24 protein-coding genes are annotated in these 19,736 nt (G+C 64.9%); 1 reads left to right on the top strand and 23 read right to left on the bottom strand.

What is annotated here, in order from left to right; all coding sequences use genetic code 11:
* Window positions 1-42: 42 nt before the first annotated feature.
* The 17 genes from PotMrB4_RS11870 to PotMrB4_RS28485 form a co-directional block, all read right to left on the bottom strand.
* Window positions 43-498 (bottom strand): hypothetical protein, encoded by a 456-nt coding sequence (locus PotMrB4_RS11870; RefSeq protein ID WP_172433374.1) that lies wholly within the window; start codon window positions 496-498, stop codon window positions 43-45.
* Window positions 486-1,376: a hypothetical protein gene (locus PotMrB4_RS11865; RefSeq protein ID WP_172433373.1), complete on the bottom strand. Its 891-nt coding sequence runs from the start codon at window positions 1,374-1,376 to the stop codon at window positions 486-488. The genes PotMrB4_RS11870 and PotMrB4_RS11865 overlap by 13 nt, the downstream gene beginning before the upstream one ends.
* Window positions 1,376-2,098, bottom strand: coding sequence for a head decoration protein (locus PotMrB4_RS11860; protein WP_172433372.1), 723 nt, complete (start codon window positions 2,096-2,098; stop codon window positions 1,376-1,378). The genes PotMrB4_RS11865 and PotMrB4_RS11860 overlap by 1 nt, the downstream gene beginning before the upstream one ends.
* A gap of 9 nt (window positions 2,099-2,107) precedes the next feature.
* Window positions 2,108-2,434 carry a hypothetical protein gene (locus PotMrB4_RS11855; RefSeq protein WP_172433371.1) on the bottom strand — a complete coding sequence of 109 codons (327 nt, stop codon included), beginning with the start codon at window positions 2,432-2,434 and terminating at the stop codon, window positions 2,108-2,110.
* Window positions 2,424-3,014 (bottom strand): hypothetical protein, encoded by a 591-nt coding sequence (locus PotMrB4_RS11850; protein WP_172433370.1) that lies wholly within the window; start codon window positions 3,012-3,014, stop codon window positions 2,424-2,426. Before PotMrB4_RS11850 ends, PotMrB4_RS11855 begins: the two co-directional genes overlap by 11 nt.
* A 37-nt stretch (window positions 3,015-3,051) precedes the next feature.
* Complete coding sequence (locus PotMrB4_RS11845; protein WP_172433369.1) at window positions 3,052-3,759, bottom strand: hypothetical protein; 708 nt, start codon at window positions 3,757-3,759, stop codon at window positions 3,052-3,054.
* 2 nt (window positions 3,760-3,761) lie between these two features.
* Window positions 3,762-5,327 (bottom strand): hypothetical protein, encoded by a 1,566-nt coding sequence (locus tag PotMrB4_RS11840; RefSeq protein ID WP_172433368.1) that lies wholly within the window; start codon window positions 5,325-5,327, stop codon window positions 3,762-3,764.
* Window positions 5,324-5,806, bottom strand: coding sequence for a hypothetical protein (locus PotMrB4_RS11835; protein WP_172433367.1), 483 nt, complete (start codon window positions 5,804-5,806; stop codon window positions 5,324-5,326). Before PotMrB4_RS11835 ends, PotMrB4_RS11840 begins: the two co-directional genes overlap by 4 nt.
* A 1-nt stretch (window position 5,807) precedes the next feature.
* Entirely contained in the window at window positions 5,808-7,643 is a 1,836-nt protein-coding gene (locus PotMrB4_RS11830; RefSeq protein WP_172433366.1) for a hypothetical protein, read from the bottom strand.
* Window positions 7,643-8,167: a hypothetical protein gene (locus tag PotMrB4_RS11825; RefSeq protein WP_074968243.1), complete on the bottom strand. Its 525-nt coding sequence runs from the start codon at window positions 8,165-8,167 to the stop codon at window positions 7,643-7,645. The genes PotMrB4_RS11830 and PotMrB4_RS11825 overlap by 1 nt, the downstream gene beginning before the upstream one ends.
* Window positions 8,168-8,206: 39 nt before the next feature.
* Window positions 8,207-11,557 carry a phage tail tape measure protein gene (locus PotMrB4_RS11820; RefSeq protein WP_172433365.1) on the bottom strand — a complete coding sequence of 1,117 codons (3,351 nt, stop codon included), beginning with the start codon at window positions 11,555-11,557 and terminating at the stop codon, window positions 8,207-8,209.
* A 10-nt stretch (window positions 11,558-11,567) separates the two neighbouring features.
* The gene (locus PotMrB4_RS11815) at window positions 11,568-11,705 is read right to left on the bottom strand and encodes a hypothetical protein (RefSeq protein ID WP_160480340.1); all 138 of its coding nucleotides are present in this window, start codon (window positions 11,703-11,705) and stop codon (window positions 11,568-11,570) included.
* 35 nt (window positions 11,706-11,740) lie between these two features.
* Window positions 11,741-12,208, bottom strand: coding sequence for a hypothetical protein (locus PotMrB4_RS11810; RefSeq protein WP_172433364.1), 468 nt, complete (start codon window positions 12,206-12,208; stop codon window positions 11,741-11,743).
* A 54-nt stretch (window positions 12,209-12,262) separates the two neighbouring features.
* Window positions 12,263-13,063, bottom strand: coding sequence for a hypothetical protein (locus PotMrB4_RS11805; protein WP_172432196.1), 801 nt, complete (start codon window positions 13,061-13,063; stop codon window positions 12,263-12,265).
* 91 nt (window positions 13,064-13,154) lie between these two features.
* Window positions 13,155-13,889, bottom strand: coding sequence for a Rha family transcriptional regulator (locus PotMrB4_RS11800; protein WP_172433363.1), 735 nt, complete (start codon window positions 13,887-13,889; stop codon window positions 13,155-13,157).
* A complete protein-coding gene (locus PotMrB4_RS11795) occupies window positions 13,886-14,791 on the bottom strand; it encodes a BRO-N domain-containing protein (RefSeq protein WP_172433362.1) in 906 nt (301 codons plus the stop codon). The genes PotMrB4_RS11800 and PotMrB4_RS11795 overlap by 4 nt, the downstream gene beginning before the upstream one ends.
* 68 nt (window positions 14,792-14,859) lie before the next feature.
* Window positions 14,860-14,961 carry a hypothetical protein gene (locus PotMrB4_RS28485; protein WP_394354037.1) on the bottom strand — a complete coding sequence of 34 codons (102 nt, stop codon included), beginning with the start codon at window positions 14,959-14,961 and terminating at the stop codon, window positions 14,860-14,862.
* A 109-nt stretch (window positions 14,962-15,070) separates the two neighbouring features.
* Here PotMrB4_RS28485 and PotMrB4_RS11785 point away from each other — a divergent pair, with 109 nt between their 5' ends.
* Window positions 15,071-15,565 (top strand): Arc family DNA-binding protein, encoded by a 495-nt coding sequence (locus PotMrB4_RS11785; RefSeq protein ID WP_172433360.1) that lies wholly within the window; start codon window positions 15,071-15,073, stop codon window positions 15,563-15,565.
* Window positions 15,566-15,610: 45 nt separating this feature from the next.
* On the opposite strand, the gene PotMrB4_RS11780 is transcribed toward PotMrB4_RS11785, so the two are convergent.
* The 6 genes from PotMrB4_RS11780 to PotMrB4_RS11755 form a co-directional block, all read right to left on the bottom strand.
* Window positions 15,611-16,387 carry a phage tail tube protein gene (locus tag PotMrB4_RS11780; RefSeq protein WP_172433359.1) on the bottom strand — a complete coding sequence of 259 codons (777 nt, stop codon included), beginning with the start codon at window positions 16,385-16,387 and terminating at the stop codon, window positions 15,611-15,613.
* A 7-nt stretch (window positions 16,388-16,394) separates the two neighbouring features.
* Window positions 16,395-16,568, bottom strand: coding sequence for a DUF7210 family protein (locus PotMrB4_RS11775; protein ID WP_172433358.1), 174 nt, complete (start codon window positions 16,566-16,568; stop codon window positions 16,395-16,397).
* Window positions 16,565-17,035 carry a hypothetical protein gene (locus PotMrB4_RS11770; protein WP_172433357.1) on the bottom strand — a complete coding sequence of 157 codons (471 nt, stop codon included), beginning with the start codon at window positions 17,033-17,035 and terminating at the stop codon, window positions 16,565-16,567. The genes PotMrB4_RS11775 and PotMrB4_RS11770 overlap by 4 nt, the downstream gene beginning before the upstream one ends.
* Entirely contained in the window at window positions 17,032-17,349 is a 318-nt protein-coding gene (locus PotMrB4_RS11765) for a hypothetical protein (RefSeq protein ID WP_172433356.1), read from the bottom strand. Before PotMrB4_RS11765 ends, PotMrB4_RS11770 begins: the two co-directional genes overlap by 4 nt.
* Before the next feature lie 3 nt (window positions 17,350-17,352).
* Entirely contained in the window at window positions 17,353-17,706 is a 354-nt protein-coding gene (locus tag PotMrB4_RS11760; RefSeq protein WP_172433355.1) for a DUF2190 family protein, read from the bottom strand.
* 74 nt (window positions 17,707-17,780) lie between these two features.
* On the bottom strand, window positions 17,781-19,730 hold the full coding sequence (locus tag PotMrB4_RS11755) for a prohead protease/major capsid protein fusion protein (RefSeq protein WP_172433354.1): 1,950 nt from the start codon (window positions 19,728-19,730) through the stop codon (window positions 17,781-17,783).
* Window positions 19,731-19,736 lie beyond the last annotated feature (6 nt).

Below are 19,736 nucleotides of genomic sequence, written 5' to 3'. Positions count from 1 at the left end.
GGGTGGTGCTCCAGAAAGAAGAAGCCCCGCGATGGGCGGGGCTCAGTCAGCTTCGGTGGTTGGCCAGTTCATGGGCGGCAGCATGGCCAGCAGCTCGGCCTCGGTGGGGATGGGCGCCTCGCCGGCGCGCACCCGGGCGATGAGGTCGTAGCCCAGCTGCCAGCAGGCATCACGCCACAGCACGCCGGCCTGGCCCTCGGCCTGGAACCGGGGCACGGTGCTGGTGGCATAGGTGCAGAGGCTCAGCACGCTGTCGTAGTTGCGCTGCTGGGCCACGCTGTCCATGTAGCCCTGTACCGCGCGCGTGAGGCGGTCAATCAGTTGCTCCTCGGTCTCCTCCTGAGCAGGCTCGGCCGCCTCGGGTTTGTTGCCCTGGGCCAGCCAGCGCTCGTATTCATCCCACCAACGATGCCCACGCGGGATGACGGCCCCATCCTCAACGCGAAGGATCGTGCTGGACGACGTGGTGCCGTCCGGATGTGCAATCAGTCTGTACATGGCAGCTCCGCGTCGGCACGTATCCACATTGAGGAGCCGAGCCCGAACTGGTTCGGGGCCGGGCTGGCGGTCGCGCCGTAGATGTAGAGGGTGAGAACCTGGGGCGACGCCTCCAACAACAAGTTGGGCGTCCCTGAAAATGACGTGAACGCGACTCCCGCTGCCGCCAGGCTCCATTGGTTGGAACCAACAGGCCCAGCGACGTACGAGGAGTACGTGAGATTTGTCGAGACTGCGGGTACGGCGCGCATGCGCACCGGAATTGGAGCCTTCATCGTCAGGGAGTTGTTGGAGGAACCACCAGGCGCAAACGCGGCGCCTGCACTGTCTGCGCCAGCCAACTGGTAGTAGTAGCGATAGCAGGCGGCCTGGGTCTCTCGCAGCGGGACAGGCAGCCATGCGGTGGCCACGCCCCCAACTTCGACCTTCGGTCGTTTGAACGACAACGCACCAGATAGCCTCACGTTGAGGTCACCGGTCAAAGCGGCGGCTGGAACGGTCAGGGTGACACCTCTCCGGCCGGTGCCGGTCGAGATCGTTCCTGTTACCGAGCTGCTGCCGGTGCCGAGCGTTACGGTGAGCGGGCCGGTCGGGTCCTCCACTGAGACGGTGACCTGTTGACCGCTCAGCCCCGCCGATTCGATCACCTGGCAGAGCGTGCCAGACGCGAGGGTGACCACTCCGCCCGATACGCTGTAGTTTGCGCCGCCGTTGTAGGCGCCCCATCGATCATGCCCATAGCTGCCGGCAGCCAGGGCGCCACCCGAGAATGCGCGTTGATTGATCAGGAATTCGCTGTTTACCAGCAGGTTTGCCCTAGGCAACTGAACCTGACAGGCGATGTCTAGCGGGTCCGTCCGCGCGCCTACGTGCTTCATCAGCCCGCCACCGTCACGCGGTACTGCCCAGAGGTCGGCGCCACGCCGAACGTCAACTGGATCGTGTTCACACCGTTTGCCACCCAGTCAGCGATCACACCGGCATTGGTGGATGCCTCGCGCACGCTCACGGCCACGTCCTGGGTGTTGAGGTTGTGGGTCACGGTGATGGTGGTGGCGGTGCCGTCACCGATGGTAGCGGAGGCCTTGCGGGCGACCACGCCGGTATCCACCGCGATCACGGCGCCGGTGATGGTGATGCCGTTGCCGGCGGTATAGCTCTGGCCGCCGCCGACCTGCTCCCATACCAGGGCAGTGGTGCCGATGGTGATGGGCGCGTCGGTGGTCATTTTCCATTGTTGGTTGCCCTGAGTTGCGCCCTCGCTGACGAACACAGCTGCGCCCAGCACCTTGCTGCCGGCATCGAAATCCGTGGTGCGGGTCCAGCTGCCCGAGGCCACCAGGTAGATGCCGTTGCCGGAGGCGGTGCTCTGGTTCTTCACCAGCACGCGGTCACCGACCACCAGGGCCACGCCGTCGATGGTCTGGGTACCGGACAGGGTGACGTTTGCTGTAGTGGCCGCGCGCACTGGGGTCTTCCAGGAATAGCCCTGCACGGCCGCGTCAAGCTGGGCCTTGGTGACTGCGTCCTGCGGGTTGGTGCCATCGGCCATGCCGGTGACCTTGAACCCGTTGGCGTCGATGGTGTTGGTGAACTTCATGGGGTGCTCCTAGTTGAAATAGGCTTTGCCGATCTCCGGCCGCCCGTGGGTGATCTGGACGATGTCCTGGTCGATGTAGGTGATGTCGGGCTCTACCCGGTTGCCGAGGTGGTCGACGACGGTGACGCTGGGGTACCGGCCCAGGTTGTGGGGTACGGTCCACACGGCGAGCGGGATGTCCTGGGACCACTCAAAGGTGGTGCCACCCGGGGCGCCGTCACGGCCCGGCGGGCCTTGGCCACCGGCGGCGATGGCCACCCCCGCCACGCGGGCCGGCTCCACCACCACAGCCACGGGCTGGGCCAGGGCAACGACGGACGGGGCATCAGCAGCCATGGGCGCACCCTCCTCCGCTGTTCACCAGCACCGGACCGGCTACCCAGCGGTTCACGGTGCCGTCGGGGTGGGTGATGGTCAGGTCCCACTCGCCGCGAGCCCAGGTGATGGCGGCGGTCTGCGCGGCGGTGAGGATCAGCAGCACCTGGCCGAGGCCCTGGAGCAGGACGCCGCCGTTGCCCTGGGTCAGCAGGATGGGGGCGGCGCCCTCGCCCCGGATCTCGGCGCGGATCTCGCAGCCGGCCAGGTCCACCGGGAGGCGGTAGACCAGCAGGCCGCTGGCGGCGGTGCGGCCCTGGCCGGACAGGTCGTTGAACTCCAGGGTGTCGGCGTCCACCATGTGGGCCAGGCGGCCCGGTGAGCGCAGCTTGTCCTGATTGAGGTCGGGCCAGTTGGGCACGCCCTCGCACCACACCGGCCAGTCCCCGGGCAGGCCGTGGGCGGGCACCTGCAGGCGCACCGGGGCGGTGCCGGCCAGGCCGGTGATGGGGCGGTACTGGTAGACGGGCTGCATCAGCAGCAGGGGCTGGTTGAGCGTGGCGCCCGGGATGACGGGCAGGTCTAGGCGGGCCGGCTGCATGGCTGGCTACTCCTGTTGAGCGGGATGAGTCGGCGGGTCAGCTGGGAACGCTTGGAGGCGTTGGCGATTCCTCGGCGTAGTACTTGATCACGTCCATCGCGGGGCCATAGGTGCTGTCGTTGTACAGGAACACTGACGCAAACACGGGCCCAGCCAGGCCGCTGATCCGCACGCTGCCGCCGGTAATTTCGGTGAGCCCGGAGCCAAGGCTGACGATGCCTACCACGCCGCCAGTCAGGCTGAGGCGGAACACGGCGCTGCTCCCAGGGAAGAACTGCAGGTCGAGCCGGCGCATGCGCCCCACGGCAGGGGCCTGGAATACCAGCTCCGTTTCCTCCTCGGACGAGGACGACAGCACCACCAGGCCAAGGTCGGCGGTGACGGCCGTACTGACGCCGACCGGGGCCGTAATGAACCGGTCCGCCACTTGCCCACCTGTGGGCTGCTGCAGTGCCTCCAGGTAGCGCGCCGTAGCAGCGAGCACCACCCGCGTGCCAGCGGGCCAACTGGTTGGCGTGGCGCTGCCCTCCAGCCCTCGCCCGCCGAGCGTCAGGACACCGCCACTGCTGGCCGTGACTCGCACGATCTCCGGTGCTGGACCGGCTGGGTCCAGCGTCAGGTCGCAGAATTCGCCCGCTGCGAGCTGCAGGCGCTGGGCCATGGGCGGCGGTACGGGCAGCTCCGGGGCGGTGGCCAGCAGCGGATCCTGCAGGGTCGTAGCCCAGTTGTTGAACAGTCGTTGCATGGTCATATCCAGTTGACGGGTTTGAGGGCGCCGATCACGGCCTGGCCCGTGGCGGGGTTGTAGCTGCCGTAGCTGGCGGTGCTGGGGGTGGACTCCCCGGCCATGGACTGGAACGTCAGCCGCGTGGCGGCGCCGACGTGGACCAGCGGGCCGTCGCCGACCTGGGCGCACACGCCCACCAGCGTGTTGCTGTAGAGGTCGAGCAGGATGATCGTGCGGCCGTACAAGACGACGATCTCCGGCTGACGGGTTGTGCCGTTTCCGCCGAGGATCGCACCCAGCTTCGGCAGCATGCCCTCGGGCCGTACCGCCTCCGCGTAGCTGCTCCCACCCAGGTCGCTGGTGAGGGTGTAGGTGTTGGTCACGGGGCTGGTTGGCCAGCTATCCACCGCGTAGCGCAGGATGCCGGTGTCCAGTTCGCTGGTGGCCTCCATCTGGAGGCTGACGGACCAGGCGCCGACTACGACATTGATCTGCGCATGAGCGGCACCGCCGCCGGTGCTCCGGTAGCGCCCGTCCACCAGCACTTCAGGGCCGCCTATCGACACGAATCGCTCGCGCTGCACCCGTGGCTCAATCGTTGCCCGGGTGAACGCGGGCGCCTCGACCTCGCAGGTGTAGTCCACCTGGGTCCAGACAGGCACCGGGACCTCGCCGTCGAAATCGACGGCGTGCATCCAGCGGTACTGACCGGTGTAGGTGCCGGGCGTGGTGTACTCGGTTGATGAGCCGACAGGCTCCAGGCTGCCGGGGGAATCCAGGCTGTAGGTGACGTCATAACCGACCAGCTGGCCGTTCTCCTCGTAGGGCACCCGGCTGGTCTCCGTGGGGGCCTGGGTGAACTGCAGCGACACATAGCCGGCCGGCCGGGTGGTGATCGGCTCCGGGGCGATGTCGTCGATGCCGTACAGCGCAGTGATGGCCACCAGCAGCTCCTGCCCCTCCCCCGTGACACTGGCCAGGTAGAACCGGTACGCCCGGGGGCGCTGGTCGAGGGGGCGCAGGGCGATGTTGTTGGCCGTGGTCAGGGCCAGCACGGCATGCTGCCCCGTGGGGCTCACCGAATGGAGCTGCAGGCGCTCGCTGGCACCGGCGCGCAGGTCAGCGAACACCCGGGCGCGATCAGCCGGCGAGGGAATCCCATCCGGCAGGGTGAAATACTGCAGGTGCTCGTCAGGATCGCCGCCGGCCACGCCGAAACGGCGGATGCGGAGCCGCCCCTGGGTGAGGCTGGCGCCGATGCTCAGGTTCTCCAGCCGCACCCACCATTTGCCGCCACTGGGCGCCTGGTAGATCCAGCCGCTCAGGCGCTGGCCGTAGAGGTCGGTGCCGCTCAGCAGCGCGCGGCCAGCCCAGTATTCCCCGCCCTCGGGCGCCTGGGCGGCCTCCTCTGGGGTGATGGCCGGGACGCCCTCCACGCGGATCAGGTGAGTGTCGCCGGGGTTGCTCACCGCGAACGTGGAGTCGTCCGGCATCGGATGGGGGCGGCTCTGCCCGTTCGGCAGTAGGAGCTGCCCCTCGGTGAGCCGGCCATGCCAGGGCCAGACCAGCACACGCCGCTCGGTCATGGCGTCGCCCCCGTACCCGGTTTGGCGTACTCGAACACCACCTCGGCGTTGTTGGCGTCGCGCATGACCACCTTCTTGGGCATGGGGATGGTGAACAGGCCGTCGGACGTCTTCCAGCCGTCGTCCCACCATTCCCTGGCGGCGAACGACGGCTCGGTGAGGGGGCTGGCGATACCACCACGGCCAGCAGCTGGAGGCACGTAGTCGCTGCGCCCGCGTGCGGCCGGGGCTGCTCCGCGTGCGGCCACGGTGCGCAGCTCCTGCCGGCGGATGGGTGGCCGCACCAGGCGGTTGAGGTCGCGCTGCACCTGCTGGCTGTCGCCTCGGCGCGCGGCCTCGTTGGCTGCTCCGCTGGCGCGGCGGGCGGCCTCATTGGCGGCACCGCTTGCCCGCCGGGCCGCTTCGTTGGCGGCGCCCGAGGCGCGGCGGGCGGCCTCGTTCGCCGCCCCACTGCTGCGGCGGTCGCTCTCGTTGCTCATCTCACAGCTCCAATAGGTCGTTGGGGATGCCCACCCGCAGCAGGGTTTCCGTGCTGCGGGTCAGTTCGTCGCGGTACAGCTCGGGGATCTCCCGGGCCGTGAGGGTGAATCGCCGCGGGAACTGCTCGGCGGTCAGGTCGTCGGTGGTGGAGTAGTTGCCGGCGAACCCGTCCAGTTCGTCGTCGTAGGGCTCCACGGGCCCACCATCGGTTGGGCCGGAGGCGTTCGGCGGGTGGTTGAGCCGACCGCCGATCTGGGTTGGCAGGCGCCCGGCATTCGGCGGGCCGGGTGTGCTGCTCAGGGGCGGCACGCTGGTGTCGGGCCGGCCCGGCACCACCAGCGCGTCGCTGTCACCGCCGCCGCGCATGACGGCGATGCTCAGGGTGGTGATGGCCTCGCCGCTGTCCATGTCGAGGCGGTGCTGCACGCGCCGGCATTTTCCCCGCGCCCGGGTGTACTGGTCATCCAACTCCAGGGTGTGCACCAGATCCACGTCCAGGGCGAGGCTGGTGGGGACGTCCCAGCTGACGGTGGTCTGCCGGTGGGCGCTGATCAGCTCGACCACCGCCCGCCGTATGCCCACCCGCAGGCCGTTCACGCGGCGAGCCTCGTCGATCACGTCCACCTGGCCGCCGTTGGGGGTCCACGCCCAGCCGCCGCTCGGCACGCCCACGGGCAGGCTGGGCGGGCCGGTGAGGTCGGACTGGGCCACGGAGGTCAGGGAGTTCTCCCAGTCGCTGACGCGCTCGTCCTCCACCTCGAACGACAGGCTGTCGCGGCTCACCACGCGGGTGGCCTCCACCAGCCCGGCGGCGGTGGCCAGGGTGATGCGGTAGGTCTCGGTGACGGTCTGCGCCCAGCGCCGCCCGCCGGTGACGTCGGCGGCCAGCAGCAGCTGCTCGGCGGAGTTGGTGTTGATCCACGGCACGCCGTCGCCGCAGGGGTTGCCGCTGCTGGCCGGCAACAGCTGGTAGCGCGGGGTGCCGATCAGCACCTGCCCGCTGCCCTCGATGGCGCTCTCCACCATCTCGACGCTGGGCGTCTCGGTGCTCCAGGTCCGCCACTGGCAAAAGCCCTGGATTTCGGTCAAGCCGTGCTCGCCCACATGCTGCCAGCTGTAGTTCTCGTTCAACTGCCACAGGCGCTGGTAGCGGTAGTTCACCTCCAGCTCGGCGCGGTTGGTGGCCTCGCGCAGCTGGGCCAGCGCCACGGAGATGGATTGGAACACCGCCGTGCCGTCGCCGAACACGAAGGCCGGGGCGGTGGCGTACCAGCTGGTGACACGCAGCTCGCCCTGGGCGGAGCAGTCGAGGCTGGCAGTTAGGGTGCTCATGCGTTCCTGCGCATAGTCCCAGCGGCTGCGCCCGGCCACCGGCTCGAACACGTCGGCGCTCCAGAAGCCGGGGGTCAGCGCCTCGACCTGGGCCAGGGTCAGCGCCTCCACCCGCTGCTGCAGGCGGTCGGTGCAGCTGATCGACATGATGCGGTTGGTGGGCGACCAGGAGGGCTCAGCCACGGCGCCGGTGAAGAGGCGCCCGGTCACGGTCTGCCCGTCCACCTCGGCCACGTAGTCGATGGTGACCACCTGATCGGCCAGATCAATCGGCACCTCGCTGCCCGGCTCGAAGAAGAGGTCGAACTGGGCGATGCCGGCGGCACCCTCCTCCCGGTCCACGTCCACCACCCCGGCGATGCGCTCGGTGAGGTCCACGCCGCCCACGGTGACCACGGGGCGCCAGCGCGTGGCGTAGCCGGCCGTGAGGTACACAGGCGGCGCCGTGCCCTCCTCCGCCAGGGCGTTGATGGGCGTGCTGTTGAGTGGGTACTGGTTCAGCATCACACCTCCCTCGCGGTGAACTGCCAATCGAACTGGCCGCCGCCGGCGGTGCCGGTGATGGCCTCCTCCGGCGGGCTGCAGAACACCAGGTAGCGGGGCAGCCAGTGAACGCGGTACGCCGTTGCGCCGGGCAGTGGGTCCAGGGTGGCCACCCGGCCTGCCAGCGAAACACCGGTGCGCTCCCAGTCACGGCCCACCAGGGCGAGGCCAATCGGCGGGAAGTCCGGCCGCACGTCGCTGGTGAGGGTGAAGACCCGGTCCGCCGCCGTGCGCCCCGCCATTGACTTGGGGTCCGCCAGCCACAGCTCCTGCGGCTGGCTGAAGTCCACGGCGGCGAAGCCCGGGCCCATCCAGCCGGAGCCGCTGAGCCGTATGGACTCTTTGCTCCAGTGGGTCATCCGGTACAGCTTGCCGCCGGAGAGGCGGACATCCGTCCATCCCCCTTCGGTGCTGTAGCCGGTGTCTGCCCGGCCGGATGCGCTCGCAATCGGGATTCCGGCCAGCATCACTGCAGGTCGACTCATGAGGTGCTCCAGAAAATGAAAACCCCGCACGGGGCGGGGTTAGGGTCTGCCGAACTTCATCGCCGTCCGGCGCAACTGCTCCGCCATGGACGGCTCGGCATAGGTGCGGATCGGCGGCGCACCGCCCACGCTGATTTCCAGCAGGCCGAGGTTGGGGAAGCTGGCGGCCTGTGGGCTCATGCCGCTGACCTGTGGGATAGGTCTTACGGTGTAATCGCCAACCAGCCCGCCAACGTCGTAGCCGCGCCAGGTCTTGCGCACCTGCTCAAGCACCCTCGAAACGCCGTGTGTCCGCATCGCCGACAGAACGCTGATCGCGCCTGGCTCTCTCACAACCGGTTGCGGCATCACGTACTCGCCTCGGTGCACTATGCCGGCCGGCTCAAGCCGTCCCCCGAACCCGGTAAAGCCTCCTGCAGAGAAGCCCTGATTGGGAAACTGCGTGAAGGAGGAGCCGTCCTTGTAGAAGGGTTGGCTTGGGTTGGCGACTCCGTCGGGCATCGAGACGATTGGCGTGATGGTAATGACCAGGCTGTTTCTCAAGGTCTCCGCAAGGGCTTGGACGGCTGCCTTCGCCTGTTCGACCGCAGCATCGTCCATGACTGGCTTGACCGGAACCTTGGCCACCTTCTCGGTAGCCGCCTTGCCGGCGGCATCGATAGCGGCATAGGCCTCCTCGGCGATACGCTGGGCAGCCTTTGCCTGGCCAGCCAGAGCAAGCGTGTTTCGGTCGCCGCTCTTCTGCAGTTCCTCAAGCACTTCGGTGGCCTGATCGGCGTACTTCAGAGCCTGGAGGTAATCCTTGTTCTGCAGAGACTGGCGAGCCTTGGCGGTAAGCCCGCCGGCCTGGCTGAACGAGGTGGCTTGCGCCAGCCCTTTCTCACCGATGATGTTCTTGGTCCGGTCGTTGATGTCCTTCATCAGGGCATCGCGTTCCTTCACCGCCTTCTTAAGCGCAGCCTTTTCCTTGTCGGTCAGGCTAATTCGCTGCTTGGTCCCGGCGGCAGCGTCAGCGGTCATCTTCTCTTGTGAAGCTGCAGTAGCGTCGGCCAGCTCCTTCTGTGCCTGGGCGGCTCCAGCATTGGCTTCCTTCGTCTTGTCGGCGTTCTGCCCAGCCATCTCCCACAGCTCGAAGTAGCCATCCTTGATGGCCTTTACTTCGTCCTGAGTTTTCTTGCGAATTGCCTCCTGTCTAGCACTGAAGCTCTCGATTGCCCCAGGCGTCTCGCCAAATCGGCTCTGGCCCTTCTCTCTATTGCCGCCCTTGTTGTCGAGCGTCGCCGGTTTCCCTGTCACGCTATCAGCGGCTGAGCGCAATGCGTTGGCAGCGCTCTCGCCAAAGGTGGGGATCTTGGCGATCAGGGTGGCCAGGTCCTTGACGAAGTTCGCGAACCTGAGCCGCATGTAGTCCAGGGGGTTGGACAGCGCGAACTTCAGCCCCTCGAACGACTCTTCGGCATAGCCCCTGATCAGCACGAACCCTGCGTGTAGTTGGGATGCGAGCGCGATACCGAGGCGCTCGATCCACAGCACTTCCTTGCGCAGATATGTGCCGATTTCCCAGCCAGCAAACGCAGCGCCCACCAGACCTAGAGCCCAGGTCAGGCCTCTAGCCGAGGCCTGGATAGCGCCCATGGCGCGCGTCGCGATTGTGGCGCTGCTCTGGGCCTCCGTTCCGATCCGGCGGAAGGTCTTGGTAGCGACAGAGAGGATTCCTTCCCCCATCACCTTAGTGGCGACCTTGTTAACCGCAGTGAACGCGCCACCTATCTCTGTGAAGATGAGGCGCCCCAGGAAGCGCAGCCCCTTCAGCAAAAGTCCACCACTGAGCAGATAGACCAACCCCATCAAAGCAGACTGGCCAGTCTCTCCAGTTGACTTCAGCCACTTCCCAAACTCGGCAACCTGCTTGGCCAGCTTCGTGATTACAGGAAGGGCAACTACGCCTAGCTCGGAAAGCGCGTTGTTGAGAGCTGCAGCTGCTTTCTTCGCTTCAACAGCGGCACCTGAATTGAACCGCTCGAACTCACGCTGCACGCTTCCTGCGTACTTGGTTTCGTCGGCAACCTCGCGCAACTGCCGGCGGTATTCGTCAAGGCGCCCGGAGAGCAGGCTGATGTCGTCAGCGTACTCCTGCCCGAAGAGGACGGTGATGGCCTCTGCCTGACCCCGGGTATCTAGCTTGCCCAGCTGTGCCAGGAAGTTATCCAGAGCAGCCTGAGCGTCCACATCCATGCTGCGGGTGAACGCATCCACATCGCCCACCAGGTTCTGCAGCTCGGTCTTGAACTCGTCCGACTGAACGCCGGCGGTCTGCAGCTTGTTGAGCAGCGCGTTGATGCCGGTTGCAGCCACCTCGGGCGATTTGCCCAGGGAGATGAAGGTAGAGGCCAGCGCAGCGATCTGGTTATTGGCCAAGCCGAACTGCCGGCCGATACCGCCGACCCGACCAAGCACGTCGAGAATCTGTGCCTCGCTCGCACGACTGTTGTTGGACAACTGGTTGACCGCGTCGAGCAAAGTGCCGATTTTTTCGATTGGCACACCGAGCACAGTCGACAGCGTAGCTATGGATTCTGTCGCTTGGTCAGTGCTCATTTTGAAAGCCACCCCAACCTGAGTGGCCTGCTTCACGAACGCCGCGACCTTATCGCCAGCGATACCAAACTGCCCCGCCAGAGCTGCCGCCTCAGCGAGGTCCGGCACCATGATGCCGGTCTCTTCGGACAACGCCTCCAGCTGAGTCCGCAAGTTGACGATGCCCTGCGGAGTGGAGAAGTTGACCCGCGCTTCCACAGACTTGAGCGCAGTTTCGAGTCTTACGGCTGGCTCCACCGCTGACTTAATTGCGTAACCCACAGTAGCCGCCTCGGCAGCCAAGCCAAGGCCTTCACCGCGCACAGCCGAGCGCCGGGCAGCAAAGCTTTCTGCGCTTGCCTGCGCTTTTTGGATGCGCTGCAGCCGCGCCGACTCACCTGCCAGACGCTCCTGCTCCTTCGCCAGGTTGCGGACATCTACCCCGGCGGCCTGGAGTTCCTTGCGGTAGGTGTTGACCTGTGTGGTCTGCGCCGCCATGTAGCGCTTGCTGCGCTCCAGCGCACGCTGCGCCTGGGCCAGCGCAAGGTCCAGCGCCTTGATGGGCTGGCCGGCCCTTGCAACGGCGCGGCTCAGATCCTCCACGCGCTTCTTGTTGGCGAAGAACTCGGCGCTGGCCGCCTTGGCTGACTCCTTGGCCTGGTTGAAGCTGTCGATCAACTGCCCCTTCCTTGAGGTGGCTTCGATCTCGTTGCCGAGCTGGCCAAGGCTTTTGGTAGCGTCCTTGATGCTGTTGCGAAGCGCAGCGGACACGGCTCCGCCGATGACGATGCCAATCGACATGTCATTGCTCATGGGAGGTCCTCTATAGGGATTTCATGAAGGCCTTGAAGTCTTCATCAATCGCGCCGGCGGCGCGGGCGATGCAAAGGCTCAGGCGGTCGTCAGAACGGCGGATGGCGTTGAGAGCACGCAGGTACCCGCGCAGCTGCGGCAGTGACATCTCCAGGATGGAGGCCCGCGTGTGCCCGTTCTGGATCAGGAGCTGCGCCGTCTCGAAGAAATCGCCACGGCCAGTTCCACCAGGCTCGCCCGCAGTTGCGGCTGCAGGCGCAGGAAGAAAAAATCGAGGTTGAGCTCCACCGCAGCAGCCAACAGGCCCAGCAGGTCGTCCAGCTCCAGGCTGTCGATGTCGTCGGGGGTGCGCCGGGTAATCTCGGCGAGCAGCTCCAGCAACAGCGGGCGGTGCTCCTCCAGCATCTGCATAACGTCGATGACGGCCAGCGCCTGGTCAAAAAGCCCGCCCATGTCGGCGCCTTCGCTTCGTGCTGCCTCCAGCGCTTGGGCCAGGCTCTCGAAGGTCGAGCGCAGCGGAGCCAGGCAGCGGTTGATCGCGGGCACCTGGCGCAGCTGGATCATGTGCACCTCGTACCCTGGCGCGCGCAGGGGGATCGGAACAGCCGCGCCAATGAACTGCGACAGGCTCTGGTCAATGTCAGGCTTCACTTTTTCGTCTCCATAAAAAAACCCGCCGAAGCGGGCTTTGATTAGTTGAGGGTACTAGAACTCTTCTTTACTTCCGTCCGAATACAATACCTTTCCCAATTCAAAATTCAGACGAACGTTCTCCTGTGTTTCATTGCGAAGATTTCGATTACTTGCAATGAACTCATTATAATCAATTGACCCATCCCAAGGCAGACTTTGACCAGCAGGAAGCGACTCATTAACTCTAACGTTAGACCTGAGAATAACATTGCCAAGCAAGTCAGTGAATTCAAGAACTCCATCAAATGCGCGTATGCCTTTAGAGCCATCATTCTTGAAAAGAATGCTGATTGTTATCTTGTCATTGCCAAATTCGCCCTCATCAAACCCCTTCCCAATAAGCGCAGCGCTTACCACCTGAGCCGGAGCAGAGGGCCTCGGCGGATCAACAGAATACCCTCCAGAACTCGTCTTTGGCTGAATGGAACCGGTTTGGTAATTCGGAGCATCAAATGCACTTCCTACTATGCCAAATATCGAGATACCACCATAGACGATAAGCGCAATTATTATTGCGGCAGGAATTGTTGCAAAAACCCACTTAACCATAAACATGACCATAGACCAAAAGCTCATGTTTATATCTACAACAACAACAGGTTGAGCACCAGGATATTTAGCAATTGCATTTTTTATCGCGGGCGGGGCTTTGGCCATTGAAGCATTTAGTTGCGCTTCAGCCTTTTTCTTCTCAGCAAGCTCGGCCATATGCCGTGCGTGCCCTTCATAATTTATTCCACAACTTACACAATCATTAGGGCTCCTTTGAACCTCTGACAGTGTCGGCTCGTAGTTGCATTTTGGGCACTGCATATCTTCCCCTCCTTGGCTTCAAAGGGCCGAATGTAGCAGAGCACCAGCACCGAAACCCAGCGCTTGGCTGGGTTCGGCATTGAGGGCTTGGCTACGGCGTCAGCGCGGGCGCGAGACGGTCCAGGGCCGATTCCTTCCAGCGGATCTGCTGCACCGGAGCGCCGTCGCTGTGCTTCTTGGCGGTGTCCACGATCACGGCGAAGGGCCTGCCGTCCGGCAGGACCTCCCAGCGCTTCCGGCCTTTGCGGTACTCGAACGACCGCTGCAGGCCGCACCGCTCCAGCAGCTTGTTGACTCCCTGGCCGCTCATGCCACCGAGCCTGCACCCCATCTCGCTCGGGGTGAAGGTCATCTCCTGCGATTCGCACACAAGGTGCTGTACGCCGGCCATCTGCATCACGTCGACGCCCAGGGTTGCAGCCACCATCCGGTTGGCGCTGAGCACCGCCTGGTTGCCGTCCAGTCCAAGGGCCTTGGCGATCACCAGGCCGGCGTTGAAGCTGTCGGCAGCAGTGGGCAGCTTGCGCTCGATTGGCAGGCGGTACCCTGCTGCGTCCTCCAGTTCATGGAGCCGGCGGATTACCTTCATGCGCAGCGGTGCGCTGTAGCCTGCGAGCAGGCATTCAACGTGGTCACGGTCCAGCAGATACTCGGTTTTCTCCCGGTTCATGCTGTCGAGATAGATGCGTCCAAAATTGGACGCATCTTCCCCAAGCTCGGCAAGCATCCTTTCAATATCGCGCTTGACGTGTTGGTGCTGCTTTTCGGTGAGCGCCGCGATCTCCCGACTGCTCATGGTGGTGGTGCGGTTGATGACCTCGCTCATGCTGCAGCCCTCTGGTTGCGCAGCATGTGCTGCATGTTGTCGGTACGGCACTTGAGGTTGGTCAGCGCCGCCATCATGAACTCGAACATCTCGTCGGTCGAAACCGGGATGTCACCCCGGGTGGAGACCATGCCGGCGATCAGGTCTTCGTAGCTCAGCACGCTGGCGTTCTCGGGAATCGGGGTGTACTGCTCCTGGCCGGTGTGGTCGACGGAGACCATCCAACGCTCGGAACCCTTGAGCTTCTTCCCGATCAGTCCACCGAAGCCCTCCAGGGCATCACGCCCCAGCCACTCCCCTTCCAGGGCGTAGGCGGCGACGAAGTTGCGGGCGGCGTCCAGTTGGCTGGCTGGGATGTCCTCGGCGGTCACGACGCTGAAGGCCTTGTGCACCTGGGACCAGAGGTGGTTCTTGGCACCGCGCCGCAGTGCCGCCGGGAGGCGCTTGGTCTTGCCGTCGACTACGGCGGCCAGGCAGTGGAAGCCGTCGGTGCCGATGGTCTGCCCAACCAGGGTTTCCAAGCGCCCTTCGGTGTCCTCGAACCTGCCATGCTTGCGGATGGCGGGCAGGACAACAGAAGTGACCCACTTCTTGAAGCGCTTGGCCTCATTCTTACGAGATCGCAGGATCGCGGAGTACAGGCCGGACTCGTTGATGATCAGCATTTCCTGGACGCCGCCAAGGGTCACCACATTGTGGAGACCCTTTTCATCGCCATCGAGGTTACGAGTCATCTTGCTCGCCTCGGTGTACTGCAGCGCAGTAGCCACATCGACCGCGACAAACCACGGCTGATCGTCGATCAGCAGAGTTCGAACCTGCTGCTCCTCAAAGAGAAACGGAATCACCGAGCATGTCCGGCGCTGGACATTGCAATCCGTGTTTCCTGCGGTACTATTCATCTCGTGAACTCCTTCCAAAGTTTTCACACCTGAGGCCCTAGTCGTTGCAGCGACTGGGGCTTCGTCGTTTATGAGCATTGCTGACTCCGCCTGGCCTGCAGGAGAAACTCAACGATCTGCTTGTTCATGGAGCGGTTCTGCTTTTCAGCTTGCTGCTTCACCCACTCCATTAGCTCAGTGGGGATTCGCGTTTGAGTACGAGTTACTTGTGACATGACGACCCTCCTTAGTGACACGCTGTCACTATATCTCAGGCATTTTTAGTGTCAAGCTAGTGACATGGACGATACCTACAGATCACAGTTCCGCATGCCAATGTCGGTCTACGAGAAGCTCAAGGCTGCCGCAGACCGCAACGGGTGCTCCGTCAATGCAGAGCTTGTTGCCAGGCTTGATGCTAGTTTCGACATGGACGAAGCAATCATGTCCATTCTCGACCATTCACCGCCGGTTCCCGGTGGGCCATCCACCAGCGGAAGTCACCTTCTACTCGACCTGTATGGCCAATTGGATGAAGCGCTAGAAGCCATTCACGGGCTCCAGTCTTCAGCAAACGCTGGAGCCATGCAGGAGCACATCTCCTACAGCACAGCGAAGCTTGAAGCGATTGAGTCTCAACTGACGCTACTCAGTAATGCCCTTCTTTCAGAGCAATCCAAACCCAGAAAGACGGTCAAGGTCGTGAAAGTGCAGAAGACTCCCGAAACTCGACAAGAGGCTGTGGCAAAGCGAATCAGTAATAGCCGAGACCGGCTCGCTCGAAGCGCGGAGTGAACACTGTGAATCTGAAAAGCCCCGCCCTAGAGCGGGGCTTTCTCGTTACGCCACCAGCTCCTTCTTGATTCGGAAGTACTTCGATACGCCGGCGCCGACCTTGCTGTCGTCGCGCAGCACCTTTGCCGTGGCCTCGAAGCCGCCGAAGTCTTCGGTGTTGATCCAGTCCATGGTGGTGGCCAGGTTGAGGCGGCATTGGAAGAAGCGGGCCTCGACGCGCCGCTGAGTGCCGGCGGCGTTCTCGCCCTCGAACAGGAACTCGAAGACCTTGCCGCTGTTGGTCAGGGCCTCGATCACGTCTTCTGCGGCGGAGCTGTAGTCGACGCTGACCTTGAACGGGGTGCCGGACGGGGCGGCCTTGATTGCAATATCCAGCGCGCCGCCGGCCACGACCTCGATGCCGGAGCCGGTCATGACCCAGTCGTCGAACTCGTCGTAGTCGGTGGTGCCGGCTTCGTTGCTCACGCCGGAGATGGCCAGGGGCATCCGCTCCAGGGCGATGGTGCCGGCGGTGGCGGCGGTGTGCTTCTCGCCGGTGATGGTGGTGGCGGCGACGCTGGTGGCGCTGCCCCAGACCAGGGCGGCCAGCACCCAGGTGTAGATCTCGCGGAAGTTGATGCTGAGCCCTACGGAGGTGACGCGGTCCAGGCTGTCGTACTCGCCACCCTGGGGGGTGGTGGTGTCGGCCAGGGACAGGCTGTTGGTCTCGGTGGTGTGCTGGATGGTGCTCACCAGGCCGACCTTCTGGAAGGGCAGCCCGGAGCCCGCTTCGCGCGCCTTCAGGTGGCCGCCGATTACGACCGTCTCTTTCGTGGTTGCCATGGCTCAGTCACTCCTTGGTGGCTGCGGTTGCGGTGCCCTTGAGCTTCTTGGCGCTCTGGAGGAACGCCTGCTGCTTGGGGGTGACCTTGATCTTGTCGCCGGCCTTGTGGTCGACGCCGTTGTGGCGGTGCTCGCCGGCGAGTTCGACCTCGACCAGCTGCACGGTTTTCTCGGTGCTCATCGGCGGATCTGCTCCTGGATGATGGTGGTGATGTGGACGGGAACGAGTACCCCGGCATGGCGCTGGCCATCCCCGGGCGGGAAGGACTCGGTGGCGCCGAGCGTTAAAGCGGTTACCCCTTTCGGGAATCCGGCTGGGAAGCCTCCCTGGCGCGGCATCAGGGCCTGGCAGATGTCGAGCTCCATGGCTTCGAGCGCTTCCTCGTAACTGAGGAAGTCCGCTTTGATCAGGCCGACCACGAAGAAGCCGCAGTGCACCTTGATCGCAGCGGGCCCAGGCTCCGGCGGGTTGTTCTTGGCCCGCTGCACCAGCGCGAACTGGTCCGGGAGGTTCTTCTCGCCCAGCACCTCGTTCAGCCACCCGGTCTTGAGGTGGTCGCCGATGCTGGTCCGGTACCCGTTCGCGGCGGTGATGCCATGGACACGCTCCAGCACGGCCAGGCGGACGGCGGTGAGGATGTTGCTCATGCGTCCTCCATGCAGGCGGCGGTCACCATGTGGCCGTCGTCCGCGATGACCTGCTCGACGATCAGCCGGCGGCCGCAGTGGGTGAAGATCCCGCCGCGCTCGGCCGTCTCCAGGAGCTGCTTGCGCCAGGTCACGCCGATCGCGTCCGAACGCATGAGGCCATCCGGGCCGTTCTGCATCAGGTTGTTCTCGACGATCACTGGCAGGCAGCGAACTGGGGGCGTGCCGTCGTTGGCGTTGTACTCGGCGGTGCCGTCGTTGAGGTGCGCGACCACGCGCTCATGCATGCGGTCGCGCATATCGGCCCAGGCCATGGCTTACGCCACGGCGGCCGGGGCGGAGACGCCGTTGAGGCGCACGCGGCCGACCGAGGACGGGTTGGCAGCGACCTCGGTGGCCACGCCGACCAGTACCAGGCCGGTGGACGAGGCGTTGGAGAGCGAGCGGCTGGTGGTGTTCATGAACACCGGATCGCCGACAGCCCAAGCCTGGGCGCTGGTCTTGGTCAGCGCGAAGACGCCGGTGAGCTTGAGCACCACCGGGTCACCGGCCGCCTCGGTGGTGGCTGCCACACCGATGATGGAGCCGACCTTGTAGAGCTGGCCGGAGATGGTGCCGCCGTTGGGTGCCGGGACGGTGAGGCAGTCGCCGTTCTGGATGAAGGTTTTCATGTGTCACCTCGCTGAGGGAGAGCAGAAACAGAAAGGGCGCCCGGAGGCGCCCTGTAGGGGTTGGTGGCTGGCGGTCAGGTGCCGGCGTTCTTGTAGACGCCGCGGTAGTCGATCCAGGCGGCGCCGAAGACCAGGCGGGCCTTGATCTCCATGCCGTCCACCTCGAAGCCCTCGCGGGTCTCGGTAAAGACGCCGGGCTCGCCCTCAAGGTAGGCGTACTCGAAGGTGTCCACGACACCAGGGGCGGCATAGAGGTACCACTGGTTGCCGGTGATCCGGGCGTCGACGATCACGGTCAGCGAGGTGTTGCGGCTGTCGTTGATGTCGGCGTTCTTCGCCGGCACGTAGTTGGAGCTGGTGAACTGGAAGGCCTCCAGCTCCTTGTCCGGGCCGACCACCAGGAATTCGGGGCCGAGGTTGAGATAGTGGCCGGCCTTGGACTGCTGCTTGCGCATCGCGGCGCGGGCGGCGGCCAGGGTGGTGGTGTTGATGGCGCCACCGCTGGCGGCCAGGTTGCCGTGGGAGGCGTCGAACACCGGGTTGCCGTCGGTGAAGTTCGGGTTGCCCAGCAGCAGCGACCAGACCACATCGGACTCAGTCTGCGCGGCGGCATTGCCCAGGGCCTGGGGAATACGCGAAAGGGCGCCGAGGTCGTCGTTGACGATCGCTTCCCAGGTGATGGCGATGATCTTGCCGAACTTGGCCACCTTCAGCGGGGCGCCGTCCTCGCTCATGGTGCCGTACTTGTACTCGCCGTGCTCCTGCACCTTCTCCAGCGCGGAGATGTCGCCCAGGGCGGCGCGGGTGACGGCACGGAAGTCGGGGACACTGGTCTGACGACCCAGCGGGCGCCAGGTCTGTGGCGCCAGCTGGTAGGCGTCACGCAGGGTACGGTTGACGGTGCTGCCCAGCAGCAGCGGGAAGTCGCTGGTGGAGTGCATGCCGGCGGCGCGCATGGCCTGGCGGTCACAGCCCAGGGCGGCGCGGGCTACTTCCTGCGGGGTCATGCCACGCACGCTGCCACCCACCTGTTCGATGGCCTCGCGGGCCATGTCGATCAGGCGCATGCCGCGGTACTCGCGGCCGTCCTCCTCCAGCTTGATGGAGGAGTTGCAGCGATGGAGCAGTGCATTGAGCATCGCGGAGCGCTTGGCCAGCAAGACGCCCTGGTCCTGGCCGCCGGTGGGCAGGGTGTTGCGGGTTTCCGGCTGGTCCTTCTGCTGACGCTCGGCCAGCTTGTCGAACATGGCGGCGCTGGCTTCGGTCGTCGATACGCCCCGGGCGATGAGGTCCTCGGCGAAGTCGTCATCCAGGCCCGCCTTCTTGGCCATGGTGCGGATGGTGACGCCGCGCTTGCGCTCGGCCTCGGCTGCTTCACGGCGGATCAGCTCTTCGGCCGCGCGTTTCTCTTCTTCGGTCATCTCGGTTTCCTCTTGGGGGTTGGCCACGGCGGCCGGTTGGTCGGTAGGCGCTTCGGCCTCCCGAGTTTCGAAAACGGTGTTGAAACGCTGGCCGTCGTATTCGGCCGGCGTCTTGGCGCTGCGGACCTTGGCTCCGTCGTCGAAGCCGACGGGGACCAGGGAGAGCTCCATGGGCTCCCAGTCCACAGCGCGGTAGAGGGGCATGGTGTCGTCGCCGCCCTCGACGAGGACGTAGCGGTGCACGGTGTAGCCGACGCTGATGTTGCGGAGGATTCCGTCCTTCACGTCGCGGAACACCTCGTCGGCGTCTTCGCGCTGGCTGAAGCGGACAAGGGCCTTGCCCTCCCCGTTCTCCAGCCAGGCCCGCTCAACCACGGCCAGCACGGAACTGAGCTCCCACTGGTTGTGGACGTTGAGCAGGGGTGCTCCGTTGTTGAGGCGGTCGAGCTTGACGGCGGAGTCGCTGACTTCCAGCTCCTCCAGGTAGTAGCCCACGTCCCAGTTCCAGCGGCGCCCTTTGGCTCCGGTGGTCCAGACCAGCTCTACGGTGCGGGCCTCGATGTCGACCGTGTCCGGCCTTACCGCGGCGCGCAGCGTGAGCATGGGGGT

The sequence above is a fragment of the Metapseudomonas otitidis genome (genome assembly GCF_011397855.1).
In the GTDB taxonomy this organism is placed as follows: Bacteria; Pseudomonadota; Gammaproteobacteria; order Pseudomonadales; family Pseudomonadaceae; genus Metapseudomonas; species Metapseudomonas otitidis.
Note: the sequence above shows the minus strand (reverse complement) of the source record. Positions and strands in the feature narration are given on the sequence as shown.